This window comes from Paenibacillus faecis (genome assembly GCF_008084145.1).
GTDB lineage: Bacteria > Bacillota > Bacilli > Paenibacillales > Paenibacillaceae > Fontibacillus > Fontibacillus faecis.
In genome coordinates this window covers 790,680-803,340 of the sequence record NZ_VSDO01000001.1, presented here as the reverse complement: position 1 = coordinate 803,340, position 12,661 = coordinate 790,680, and the positions used below count along the sequence as shown (strand labels likewise).

Below are 12,661 nucleotides of genomic sequence, written 5' to 3'. Positions count from 1 at the left end.
TCAAACACAAAAACATGTTCATTTCGTCAGCAATAGGATCGTGCCGATTATCACGATAGCGATATAAAGGAAGAGTTCAATGAGCTGCTTCTTTTTGTTCATCCCATTATCGTCCTCCCGCTGTTCCCATGTAGCTGAATTTGTACTCGGGAATTTCAAAGTGAACGTGCATTCGTTTGGAACCGATCATGAGCAAAGCATGCTCGCGCTTTTTCGCGGCTAGCAGTTCTTCCTCTGCTTCTGTCAAGTTATACAGTTCCCGCGTCTCTTGCAGATTTTTTCCGTCGGTTCCCATCAGAATTTTGAGGCAAGGAATATCGAGAAGCGCTTGACCGTACATTTTCACTTCCGGGGCAAGGAAATCCACAACGCTATGGGAAATAATCGCAAGGCTGGCCTCATATTTCCGCGCTCGTTTTTCGACGTTCCGAAGGAATACGAGGCTTTGAGGGACATTCGGGTCGATCATCAAATAAGACTCATCGCAGATCAACAATACCCGTTCATTGCGATCTTGTGACATCTGTTCCCAACACCAGGACAACAGGTTGAAATATTGCGTTCGTTTGATGTTATCGGAGGTATTTTGTAGCGAGTGGGTATCCAGACATATACAACGGCTGCGAGTTTGAATGGTGCTGTGACCGTTCCATAAAAAAGAATCCCCGCCGTGCGCAATATCGTGCAGCAGCAGGGACAACTCTTTATATACGTTATCTTTCGTTTGCTGTTCTTTGGTACAAATAAGCTCGTGAAGATCGGAAAAGGTCGGGAATTCCGTACTTGCTAATTGGGTAATGTCCGTTGTCCATGAAATGTGGAACTGGTGATACAATTCGATTAAACATTGCTTGAGCACGGCTTTTTGCATCATTGTCAGGTCGGGAATATAGAGATTAAAAAATATTTCTAAATTTTTGAGATGCAGCGCCATATCCGACATGCCATTTCCTTCATCCTTGTATAGCGGTTGCTCCTCATCATCCTCATCACGCGGAGCGGGACGGATTTGCAGCGGATTGATCTTGCCACCAGCGCCGCCTCCGGCATTGATCCAATCACCGTTTAATCGATGGCATAGTTCTTTATATTCCGATTCGGGGTCGATGAAGATGATCTTGGTCCCTTTCATATATTCGCCGAGGGCAATGTGCTTTACGGCTGTGGATTTCCCTACGCCAGCTACACCCATGACAACAATATTGGAATTCGTCCGGTCGCCGCCGCGCCGCCATAAATCAACGATAATCAAACCGCCGCTGGCGTCTTTAGCTAAGTAATAGCCAGTACCGTCGTTAAAACCACTACTAGCAAAAGGAAATCCGCCAACAAAGGTACTCATCGGCATAATTTTATTTAAAACGTTCTCGATTTGCTCTTGGGCCGGATAGAGGGGAGATAAATGGCGAAAACTTTCTTTTTGCAAATGGGCCAGATTACGGATTTTGCAGCGCATCATGCTAAATGTATTCTCTACGCGCCTAGAAGCGCGAGTGAATAACCGCTCTTCATGCGCAAAAGGCATGACAACCAGATTCATGAGGCCAACCGTCTCGCCGTTTTGATCGATCTGCATCATAATTTTTTCGCCGTCCGTTGCCGCCTTTTCTGCTCTTTGCCTTGTGAGCGGGTCTTTGGCGCTATCGGCCAAGCTACGGTTTTGGGTAATGGACTTGGAAATGGCGGTAATCAGCGCGCTATTGTCAATCGGCTGGAACCCGATAGCGACCATGGTTGCGGGTATATTGGTTAAGGAAGAAAGCCAGCCGATGTCCACTTTTTGAGGATATTGAATGACGCCATAGATTTTCGCTTCCTCTTCTCCGATGGTTAGGCCGGTGCGTGAGAAACCAAGGCCCATCGGGGTAATGGCGTTTAGCAGAGAGGCATTAGGCGCTGTGTTTGATGGGATTGTCATTTGTGGACTGTCACTCCCTTCACGAATTAATGATCCAAAACGGCCCGCCGGCGGCGGCATTTTTCCGTGCTTCATCTAAAATTATGGAGAAGTCCCAAGCCTGATCGCTTCGTTTTTTACTGGCAGGATCGGCAACCAGAATCTTCCCTTCTTCGGTGACACCGCGCAGCACGATAAAATGGCCCGAAGAAGTAAAATGTCCTTTGCCCATAATGGCGACGATCAGCTTGCCAGAGGCTAGAGCGTCGATCATCTTCTGTTTGTCTTTCGCTATCGCGCCTTGCACCTTTAGACCGAAATGTTTGGCTCCGTCCGGAATCAGACTGTGGTAGCTTCCGGTGCCTGATGCTAAATAGCCGTTGTCATAAGCCCATTTGGACATGGCAACGGGGTCAATCGTTTGATCGGTCAAGGTGGAGACGACCATAGCTAGGGAAGTCGGGCCACAACCAGCAACACCAATGGTATCGTGGGGGCCATAAGGTTTATCAGCCCAACGCTTATCCATTTGGTTATAGTAGAGGACTTCGCGGCTGCCGTCTTTAAACACAATGCCCGCGTATTGCTGCTCGGCGCTTTCCACATAACCGTCCTCGTCTTTATCCAGAAGTTGCGTAAATCCGTAGTCAGTTCGCATGTCCTCTACAACCGGTCTTTCGCTTGGCGACAACCAGATTTTGAGCGTTTCAAACGGAGAAATTAACAATTGCAGCACCATAGCGATTAAAAGGAGCAGCGCAGCGGCAGGCGCTGCGATAAACAGAATCAATCGCTTTCGAGCTTGCTCGTCTGTGGCGGCTTTGATGGCAAGCTGCGCGAGCAGCTTGGCGGTAGCGGGGTCCATATGTTAACCCTCCTCGTAGAACAAAAATGAAACGGCTTCATCCGGTTCGACTTGATCCAGATGGGTATAGGCCGGGTTGTTGACGAGATTGCAAAGCCGAACGATTTCCTGTTGTTTCAATAATTGAGCCTGAATTCCGGCATCTTCAAAATGCTGAACGAGCCGCTTGGACTTGTCCAAGAGGTCCCGTTCACCGCCTTGCTCTTGACGCTGCCAGAGCGCCAAATAAAATTGCCGTTCGACCACTTCACCGGACAAGGCAAGCGTGTTCATTTCCAGTATCTCTTGCCGCAGCAATTCTTTTTGCGTAGCGTCAGCAGAGGGAAGCAGGGAAGATAGATCGGTGATCAATGGGGAAATATCGACCGGACGGCTCACGGCCAGAAATTTAAAGGGGAATCGAATGGAAGAAAGCTCGGCGGTCAATTTGCGGATCAGTAGCCGTTTCTCGGATAAACTCAGTAAGTCAAGACTGATCGGGTACACGCGCAGATAACTGAGAATCCAGCCGTCCAACGTGTATAAAAAGTGTCCTTGAATATCCTTGACGTTGACGAATTGCTGCGCTGTTTGCGCAGTAATGTCTGCCCGAGATTGCGAGCGGCGATTGCCGGAGGACCGTAGGAAAAATAAAACGGCTCCCCCGCCTACAAGACAGAGGAGTAGAATGAGGATGGGTAGCAGCATGGAAATAGCGCCGTCCTTTCTCTATTTTTGCGGTGCAATATGCCAATCGGAAAACAGGTTATCCGAAATGGTGATCGTACTTTGAAGTTGTAGCGTGAGCATGCCGTCTGGGGTCCATGCATCCAAAATGCGAGTGATAGGAGTGTAGGAACCATCGGGAAACCAGATCGGCGTAAAGTGGACCCGACTTTGATATGTGGAGTAATCGTTTGGCTTTAACCAGAAGGTGGCACTAAGACCGCTCGATTTTAGGTGGTGCAGACGCCAGTACGTTTGATAGTTAAATTCGGGATAATAGGAAACGGCGTTTTGAGCACCTGTGATGTGGGTACTGTGGGCATTGGAAGATAAAATCGTGGAAGTATTCATTTCGATGCCATACCCGGACTTCATACGAGTAGCGGTGGGATTTGGCGATTTGGCGTCAGATAAAACGGATTGATTAGCAGAAAGAGAGGCACTGTACCCTGTCCAGGTATAATCCCACCAACCTTGATCTTCCCAGTGGCCGAAGTCGTGCCAGTAGCCAGAATCAGGCCCGGTACTAATCCAGCGCCAATTGGGAATCCATACCCAATACTCATGCCATTTCGCGGACCATATTCCCCAGGAAGCGGAAGTTTTAGCCGCATAACCGGGAACCGTAGGGGGCTTAAAGCTGTCATTGCGATCCGTGGCCTTCGGATCGGGAGGGGTATTCTGATCGAGATCAACAATGGAGGCGGTAATCGACGATTCACTCAAATATCCTGCGGTTGCGCTCACTTGAATGGTAACGGTTTGAGGCTTGCTAGGGGTTCGCCATTTCACCCAGACGAGCTGGCTGTCTCCATCAGGAATGACGATGTTGGATACCGTATAACTGCTGCCCATGATGCGAAACGTGACGCTGGCTGGAGCTTTGGGATTAATTTGAGATGATGTGGAGAGGCGGACAGAAGTAATTACTTCCGTGCTGGTACGATATTGCACACTCGTCTGATTTGTTGGCGGTGGCGTCGTTGGCGCATCTTTAAAACGGACAATGCCGAGTCCAAGTGAAGTCAGAATTTGATCGTTGCTTACCCTGCCGTTTCGGGAACCGCTCCATGCAGGAAAACCAAGATCCGCATTTTCCAGAAACATAGCAAGTGGCAGGTTTTGATGGGTAAGGCTGACCATTTTCGAGCGAAGACCGCCGCTTAATTGCAGATCGTACAAGGCGGCTTCATGAGCCGTCATCGCCATAAATGCGCCTTGAAAAGTAAAATAGGCGATGGGTTCCAGAAGCAGCTTGTAATTGCCATTGGTTAAGGTTTCGTAGTCGATTCCAGTATCGTGGGCAATCATTTTGACCGCGCCTTCGGAGCAAAAATAGGCTTTGATCACTTCGATGTCGGTAACGGCATCGCCGGAGCTAATAATGCGCGGCATTGGAGGTAATGGGGTTTTATACGCATAGCCTCCTACGCGTGCTGTTAGAGCTGTCCCTTTACGATAATGAAGCTTGCTAACCTTTCCAAAATGAACGAGTCCAGTCGGTGGCTGCTTGTTCGAGTAATCAATTGGAGTTGAAATGGGCATATCATCTGTTGCTCGAACAATCGTGACTCTTACTCCATCATAACCAGGCGTCCATTTATTTTCGGACGTTCCCGAACCCATGCCCCCTCCGCCGTTGTCAATGTTTCCGTCTCCATCCGCATATACAGAAGAATTTAAGAGGGATACCATGATGAATATCAAAAAGAGCAAGTAGAGGAATCGCTTCAATTGAATCTCCTCCCAAAAACAAAAAGATACAGGCGTTTGCCTGTACCGTTTGTTTAAATGTTGTTGTTAATCCATCGTACCCACTTGTTTATTCCAATCACCATCCGAACTACTCTTGCTACCTTTATTTGGACCAGAGTCTTCCACCCATCCGAAACCAGGAACAAAAACCTTCCCATTCTCATTTTTGTCTCCGGCCTTCGGTTCATTGCTAGGCTTGGGCTTATTTGGTTGGGTTTCCTTCTCATCATAAGTCGGAGGAGTTTTGGGAGATTGAGGCTTGTCAGTTGCTTTAGGTTTGGGCTTGGGAGGTTCGGTCGGTTTCGGTGTCGGTTTCGGTTTGGTAATCGGTACTTCGACTTGTTTGGTTTCTTTCTCCGGTTGGAGCACCGGTGGTTCTGAAATAACCGTTTTCGATTCTGGCTTTACATCTGGAACTGTGATAGGCGGCGGACTCGAAATCTGTGTCTCGGGAGAAGGAGCAGGGGTAACATCGGATATTGTAACTGGAGCGGAAGGACTAGGGGATGGGGAAACAGTCGATACGGGTTCAACATCGCCGGAATTGCCGTTCCCGATATTAATCGCCCAAATACCGATGGCTCCTGCAAGAAGGATGCTGCCTGTCCATATCAAAGCTTTACGCTTCATGTTGTGTCATCTCCTTTTCTTATAATAATCAGAAAGGATGTTACTCCTATTATACTGTATAATTCTGTAAATTCCAATCGAAACGGCGATCTTGCTTAGTGAAAAGAGGCTGATCAGCTTGATTCAAAATCGGGGTCTATAGACGGCCTGAACCTGTAAATCTGCTTCCATCGGGGGCAAATGTCCCCAGCCAAAGGATAAAGGCACAGTAAGATGAATCAGCGCTTCGGCGGTGAACTGACGAATCGAATCTGGCGATGCGGGAGCAAACGGGGTATTGATTACACGTACACCAAGGTTTGAAATGCTGTATTCCATATGTTCAGACGACTTTCGTACATAGCGAGTTCCCTCTTGGATGAGTCCTAAATCTCGGCTGATTCGGCTGTATAGATCGCCGGTTGTCCATGATTCTTGCCAATGGCTGCCGGAACGGGTAAAGCCGCCTGAATAGCTTTGCCGCAAGCCATTATAGACCAGACTGTAGTTTTCCGTCGCCACGGCAATAATGGCGCTTTGCGTGGCGTTCCGCACCTGCGCCGCGATAATGGCAAGCCGAAAGTATTCAAATATGACGCAGGACAGAAGCAAAATTGCAAGCACAATTGTAATCGCAAGCGGGTATCCACTGCCGGTACGATTTCTCCAATGCCGCATCATTTCCAATACACCTCGGACTTTCCAGTGGCCGTTGCGGTAAGCTCAATGGGGAAGGAGCCAAAATTTCCGAACAAGCCGATATTCACGGTCATGTGCAGTGTAACCATGACTTCCTGATCAATTTGTATCGAGCCGGTCTTGCTCCATGCGATGGAGGGATGCAGTCCGGTTTGTTCTTGTAACGCTATAGCCCTCTGAGAAGTTTCCGGGCCGACTCTTCCCGAAATTTCCGCTTCACGGGCTAATTCACTTGCAATGGTGTTTAGTTTTTGCTGTGCCATAAAAACCGGAAAGACTTTAATCGCAAGTCCAATGCAAAGCATTGTCACCAGCACGATAACAACGACATCGACATAGCCTTCGCCGCGTCGGGAACGAATCGCTTGGGGTAGCATGGTAAGCCTCCTTTCTGAACGAATCAAAACAGCTTGCCAATGGCTTTCATGATCTCCATGCCGATAATGACCATGTAAGTCAGCATGTAACAGGCAAGCATCAGAAATGAATATTTGCGAATTTTCCCGGGCCGTTTCAGGGCGATGCGTTTAAGCTGCTGAATTTCCTCCAGCTTGAAATCATGCGCCAGCATTTCAAAATAGACAACGCCCTGATCGCCGCGCAATACGGCCAGTAAACCGCGTACCAAGTCCGATAACATTGTGCTGCCTATGCGGGTTTCCAGCCGCAGCAAAGCGGTTTCCAGGCTTCCGCTTTTCATATCTGCAATGGTAATCAGAAGTTCGTGGCGCAAGCTCTCCCCGGCATGCTGGGCATATACCTCCAATATTCGCAGGACATCGCGGGATGCCTTTAACTCCTGGGCTATTGTAGCGACAAAGCGTGGCAGTTCGGCTTCGATCTGTTCACGTTTTTTTCGTACCGTCTCATCAGCTGAGCGAAAGTCCTTAAAGAAAAGCGCAATGGCCAAAAAGATAAGCAAGGGAGAGAGTAGCGGGAGCAAAGGAAGCAACGCGATCCCGGCGGAAAACAACAGGCCAGCTTTAACCATCGCTTTTGCAAGAAAAGCTTCCGGGGTTAGAGAGATACCAGCGGATCGGAGTGTGGCGGCCGTCTTCCGCTTATAGTAATCGCTAAGCGGTAATCGTTTGGCCAGTAAAGCAGAGAGACGAAAAATCATCACTTGAAAGAATGTTGTTTTTGCCTTCCCAATTTTTGCTGTTTGCAAAATCGCTTTTGTGTTAGCACGAGTTGAGACATGCAGCAAGTCAGCAAGCAAAAAATAGGCTCCGACAGCAAAGGATAGGCAGAAACCGAAAAGGATTCCCGACAAAACAAATGACACCTCCTTTATCGTTCCCATTCATCATTCAGGTTGTCGTTCACAAAGGCCAACTCATCCTCCTGAATAGGCCAATCACTGCGTTCCATGGCGCGGAGGGGGATGGACTCATAGCTAGAGGGCTTTTCCGCGACGTTCGGCAAATTACCCGATTCGGCCAATGAGATGTATCCGTTGCCCGCGATAATGATGTGATCGAGAACCTTGATATTCAATGGATCAAAAATATCTACCAAACGTCTTGTTAACTGCACATCTTCCGGCGATGGGGATAGGGTACCGCCTGGATGGTTATGCGCAAAAATGAGGGAAGCGCAATCGCAATGAAGAGCGGCTTTCAAAATGGCGCGAGGATGGACAAGCGCATGGTCGATCCCTCCTTCTGCAAAAGTTCGAGTCTCGATGATCCGGTTTCCGTTGTCAAGGAACGCAACGAGAAACTTTTCCCGGTCCTGCACGCCTTCGAGCAGTGTAGCAAAGTAATCGCCGGCTTGCTTCGGCGAACGGATATGCCGCTTGGCGTTTTCTTCCTCCCATTTCACCACGCGATATGCTCTGAGAAATGCATTGAGCTGCTCAATTTTTTGGAGCTGCGAAGCGGTCGGTTCCAAGACGAGTGGATGTTCGAGGACGTTCATCAAATTGTTGACGGTACCATACGCCTCCAATTTGTGTAACGGGATGCGGGTCAGCTTGTGGATGGCTTGGACAAAATCGGTCATATATCTCTCAATGGTATGAAGCTCATCCATCCGATTTCTTCCTTTCCGGCCATGTCTTGCTGACGATCCCCTGAACGGCGCGAAGCTTTTCCAAGGTTTCGGCGGAAAATGACGAATCCTTGCCCAGATTCCTCAAAAAACCGTCCAGGCCATGTTGCCGAATTCGTTGCTCCAGGCAGGTGCGTTCTCCTTCATCGGCCTCAATCAGTTCCCCAAGCAGTAAAGCTAAATCTCTGTCGTTCATAACATTCCACCTACCTTTGATAATCAAGCGGACGAGTCAGCCGGATCACGGCCGCCAAAGAGATTAGGATAGCCAAAGCACATAGGGCCAGCACGATGTGACCGGGTGTGGTGTGCATGAGGGCGCGATACCAGTCCCGATTGAGAAAATAAAGAAGCGGAATATTCCCAATCAGCAAAAGGGCCATCGTCAAAAACTCCTTGAGCGGCTCATATAGCGCCGCATCCAATTCGGCGGAAACGACGCGCATGTCCGACAGTTTGGCTACAATCGGCATGAGCGTCGTTTTCAGTGTCCGATCTTCCTGACAAGCCATGATCGCGTCGCACCATTCTTGAAAAACATGATTGTGAATGCGGCTGCGAAGCTCCGTGAGCGCCAAATGCAGATTCGTATGAATCAGTTTGGACTCCGCGAGAAAGGCTTGAAACACATCGGATACAGGCGGATTCAGATAGGGCAAATTTTCCTCTACAGCGGACAAAATATTTTCGCTACGCAGATAAGAAGTGGTAATGACGGAAAGCGCCGTCTCCAGTTCGGCATGCAGCCTCTTTTTGTAAAAGGTTGCTGTAAACAGCACCGTCCAAAAGGGTATCATCGCTAAGCCGCAAGCAAGAACCGGCAGTAGCCAAAGATTGTGTGTCAGCAAAGCCAGGATCGTGCCCGCAACGGCCAGCAACAGGGAAAGGGCAATAAGTAAGCCAGTCCGCTGCTGATTTCCAGTTTGCTTCAAAATGGCGGTTGCCTCGGCTATGGTGGCCCGCCAGCCTTTGAGTTTTTTGGGATGCTTCACATGACGAATTTGTTTGGCTAATGGTGCTTGGCGTGTTTGCTGACGTTGCATGTGTGCGGCAAACGCCTGAATCAGAAGCCGCGGGGATAACCGAAGGAGGAGCAGACTTCCGGCAGACAGACCAATGAAAGATAGGAGCAATAAAACGGTCATGCGTCGATACCTCCCGTTTTCAAATGTTGCAATTCAGTGAGTGGCAGACCGTTTTCTAATAGACGTTTCTGCAATCCGGGGGAAATATCGCTTACTTTTTCATAATCCCCTTCGATGCGAATGAGTTCCCCGACTTCCCGAGTCGAGTGAACGGCATAACGATATAAAGGGACAACTTCACGTGTACCGTCAGGAAGGATGCGGCATTCCGTGATTTCCATGATCCGACGGACGTTATCCTCCAGCTTCTTAACGAACAGAACAATTGGGAACGCTTCCGTAACCAAGTTGTATAGCGTTTTGTCGTTCATCTCGTATTTTTGCGTACAAAGGGTAACCATCCGGTAATAGGTGGCGAGGCATGAATTGGCATGGGTCGTCGTGATAACCGTGTGACCGGTACGGGCTGCTTCCTGGGCAGCAAACGCTTCAGCGGATTTCATTTCACCGACACAGATGATATCAGGATTCGCTGTCAACGCATATTCGAGCAGTTTTTCCTGGTCAATGTTTTGCCGGGGATCTTCACTATACCGGGTGACGGTGTGTACCACGTTGTTCAGAACGTTCCTGTCATCGTCCATGACAACCAAGTCAAACTCGCGGGCACCGTTTTCGATGGTGAAAATACGCTTATCAAAAGGAATGGTGGAGAGCAGCCAGCTCATTAGCGTCGTTTTTCCGCTTCCGGTTGCGCCCGTAACGCAAATGGAGAGACCGTATCTTAGGCACAGGCTAAGAAAGTCGAGCATCTCGCCGGTAGCCGTTCCACTGCGAATAAAATCATCCTTGGCAAGTTTTTTCGGATTGACGATCCGAATGGACGCAGCGATGCCTTTCTCTTTGTCGGTCACAGGAGGCCCAAAGACCGTGATGCGGATATTGTTCGCAAGATGGCCGCGCACAACAGGTTGCGAATAATCCAGAATCATGCCGGACTGATGCAGCAAGCGCCTGATCACATTGACGGCGTGCTCGGGAGTCGCAAACTGTTCCTCGGCAGACAGGATTGCGCCGTTCGTATAACTGATTTTGACATCGTTATACCCATTGATATTGATCTCTTCAACGTCTTTTGAGAACAAATAGCGGGTCAGAAATGAGTATTCGACCATTTCGGCATACAGCCGATCAATCAATTCGTCCAACGTCAGACCCGGTACATGCAAACGGTGGTCGGTCAAGTATTGGTTGATGTAAGCAATAATCTGCTGTTTCTGCTCTGCAGGATGGCTGCTAAGCAGGGTCGCGTATTTACCGGAGAGGTACGCTTGGACTTCTTTTAATACGTCTTGAAACGATTTGGATTGGCTGGAAAAATAAATGTCAGCTTGATTCATTTCTTCGCACCTCGCCAGTTCCAAAGTTCTTTTAGCCGCTGAGCGATAGACGCTACGTTTATGACTGGTTCTTTTGGTTTTTTACGTGGCTTTTTTACATCCTCGGGAATGATAAGCCCAGTCATTTTATCGATGCTCTGCCCATACGCTGCGGCTTGTTTGCCGGATAACGGTTCCAGCAGCTTGCCTTCCATCATTTGTTGTTCCAATGCGGGAACATGGGGTAGAAGGAAACGGACACCGCCGACAACTTGGCTGTAGGATGGACCATCCTGTTCGGGTTTCACATTGGACAAAATGGGAATGGTCTTGCCCTGTTTGAAGCGGGTATCGGAAAGTAGTGGCAAATAAGAGGCGTAGAATAGCATGCTTTTTAAATCGCATGTGTGAAATTGAAACACGGTATCAGCCATTTCCAAAGCAACGGTTGAAAGCAAGTAAGCAGACACATAACTGGCGCAGTCCACGAGAACGACATCGGCCGTATGTCTCGCGAGTGTCAGCAAGTCAATGGCTCGCTCCCGGCTATAATTGGCATAAGAAAAGAGATGATCTCCTTTCTTGTAGCCAAGGAGCGCAACATATGGCGTATCTTTGAGAGAGAGTGAATAACGAAGTAAATCTTCTTGCGTGAGTGAAGGCAAACTGAGTAACTCTCCCAGGGACTGCTGTTTGCTGGCCTCTTGAGGAACGATGGTAGCGATGGATGGGCAGAGGGCGTCGCTAAAGATGACAAGCACATTTTTTCGATGAGCTGCAAGCGCTTGAGCCAACTTGACGGTAGCCGTTGTCTTGCCACTGGATGGATTGCCCCAAATGACAATCAGAGGTTTATTGCTCATGGCTGGCGCCCTCCTGTTTGGACGAGGAGAAGTAGGTATCCTGTTTTTCAATGAACTGTTTTGCCGTCTCTGTATCTCCTCGATAGACCAGGGCAGCATGCAGTTTTCCCTTATTTTCGACGTCGGCCAACAGCATTGCTTGCTGTGGCAAAACAAGTAAGGTCAACGTGGAAGGCAGTTCCTTTTCATCTTCGTCTTTCGGGTTGGTTGTGCCAGATTGCGCGTCTGAGCCCTTGTTTGTTGTGACTGATAGCACCTCTACATATTGCAGCTCTGGCGGAATAGCTGTTGTTCGAAGATCGCCATAGTCAGCGGCAATCAGACTGACAATATCGCCGGGTTGTAGCTTGCCCGACAAACCTGCTGCGAGACTTTTAATGGTCACGGATAGCGCCTGCTTCTGTCCATCCAGACGGGTTAAATAAGCGTCGATAGGAGCTGCTGATAACTTGGATGGAAGCAAGTAGTCGCCAGTTTTTAGGTCTGAAGTGGCATACTGCCCGATCACTTGATCGTCTGTTTTGAGCACGCCCGAAGGCAGGTTGTACGCTCCGACAACGACCGTTTCGACTTGATCGGCGGTAATGGTTTCTCCTTTACCCACATCTTTGACCATGCGGACAATGGCGATTTTTTCACTGGCGCCGCGATTGAGCAGCGGAGCAATACCGAGGCATAGAATAAGCGAGAGGACAATGCAGCTTGCCCCTAAAACGGTTCGATTCTTAAACCATTTCATAAACCAATGGCCT

At 48.9% G+C, this 12,661-nt stretch carries 14 protein-coding genes; all 14 read right to left on the bottom strand.

Annotated elements, in window-relative coordinates; translation table 11 throughout:
• Positions 1–106: 106 nt before the first annotated feature.
• The 14 genes from FRY98_RS03630 to cpaB all read right to left on the bottom strand — a co-directional run bounded on the left by FRY98_RS03630 (position 107) and on the right by cpaB (position 12,648).
• A complete protein-coding gene (locus FRY98_RS03630; protein ID WP_249043323.1) occupies positions 107–1,978 on the bottom strand; it encodes a VirB4 family type IV secretion system protein in 1,872 nt (623 codons plus the stop codon).
• Positions 1,938–2,762 (bottom strand): C39 family peptidase, encoded by an 825-nt coding sequence (locus tag FRY98_RS03625; protein WP_148450372.1) that lies wholly within the window; start codon positions 2,760–2,762, stop codon positions 1,938–1,940. Before FRY98_RS03625 ends, FRY98_RS03630 begins: the two co-directional genes overlap by 41 nt.
• Before the next feature lie 3 nt (positions 2,763–2,765).
• Positions 2,766–3,449 (bottom strand): hypothetical protein, encoded by a 684-nt coding sequence (locus FRY98_RS03620; RefSeq protein ID WP_148450371.1) that lies wholly within the window; start codon positions 3,447–3,449, stop codon positions 2,766–2,768.
• 21 nt (positions 3,450–3,470) lie between these two features.
• On the bottom strand, positions 3,471–5,201 hold the full coding sequence (locus tag FRY98_RS03615) for a DUF8193 domain-containing protein (RefSeq protein WP_148450370.1): 1,731 nt from the start codon (positions 5,199–5,201) through the stop codon (positions 3,471–3,473).
• Between the two features lie 66 nt (positions 5,202–5,267).
• Positions 5,268–5,852 carry a DUF6550 family protein gene (locus FRY98_RS03610; RefSeq protein WP_148450369.1) on the bottom strand — a complete coding sequence of 195 codons (585 nt, stop codon included), beginning with the start codon at positions 5,850–5,852 and terminating at the stop codon, positions 5,268–5,270.
• A 123-nt stretch (positions 5,853–5,975) separates the two neighbouring features.
• On the bottom strand, positions 5,976–6,512 hold the full coding sequence (locus FRY98_RS03605; protein ID WP_148450368.1) for a hypothetical protein: 537 nt from the start codon (positions 6,510–6,512) through the stop codon (positions 5,976–5,978).
• Positions 6,509–6,907 (bottom strand): DUF4320 family protein, encoded by a 399-nt coding sequence (locus FRY98_RS03600; RefSeq protein WP_148450367.1) that lies wholly within the window; start codon positions 6,905–6,907, stop codon positions 6,509–6,511. The genes FRY98_RS03605 and FRY98_RS03600 overlap by 4 nt, the downstream gene beginning before the upstream one ends.
• Positions 6,908–6,930: 23 nt before the next feature.
• Positions 6,931–7,803: a secretion protein F gene (locus FRY98_RS03595; protein WP_148450366.1), complete on the bottom strand. Its 873-nt coding sequence runs from the start codon at positions 7,801–7,803 to the stop codon at positions 6,931–6,933.
• A gap of 17 nt (positions 7,804–7,820) precedes the next feature.
• On the bottom strand, positions 7,821–8,564 hold the full coding sequence (locus FRY98_RS03590) for a JAB domain-containing protein (protein WP_148450365.1): 744 nt from the start codon (positions 8,562–8,564) through the stop codon (positions 7,821–7,823).
• Entirely contained in the window at positions 8,557–8,778 is a 222-nt protein-coding gene (locus FRY98_RS03585) for a hypothetical protein (protein WP_148450364.1), read from the bottom strand. Before FRY98_RS03585 ends, FRY98_RS03590 begins: the two co-directional genes overlap by 8 nt.
• A gap of 10 nt (positions 8,779–8,788) precedes the next feature.
• On the bottom strand, positions 8,789–9,727 hold the full coding sequence (locus tag FRY98_RS03580; RefSeq protein ID WP_148450363.1) for a hypothetical protein: 939 nt from the start codon (positions 9,725–9,727) through the stop codon (positions 8,789–8,791).
• Positions 9,724–11,067, bottom strand: a complete 1,344-nt coding sequence (locus tag FRY98_RS03575; protein ID WP_148450362.1) for a CpaF/VirB11 family protein — start codon at positions 11,065–11,067, stop codon at positions 9,724–9,726. The genes FRY98_RS03580 and FRY98_RS03575 overlap by 4 nt, the downstream gene beginning before the upstream one ends.
• Positions 11,064–11,909 carry a CpaE/TadZ family protein gene (locus FRY98_RS03570; RefSeq protein ID WP_170287019.1) on the bottom strand — a complete coding sequence of 282 codons (846 nt, stop codon included), beginning with the start codon at positions 11,907–11,909 and terminating at the stop codon, positions 11,064–11,066. Before FRY98_RS03570 ends, FRY98_RS03575 begins: the two co-directional genes overlap by 4 nt.
• Positions 11,899–12,648, bottom strand: a complete 750-nt coding sequence (cpaB, locus tag FRY98_RS03565) for a Flp pilus assembly protein CpaB (protein WP_148450360.1) — start codon at positions 12,646–12,648, stop codon at positions 11,899–11,901. Before cpaB ends, FRY98_RS03570 begins: the two co-directional genes overlap by 11 nt.
• Positions 12,649–12,661: the final 13 nt, after the last annotated feature.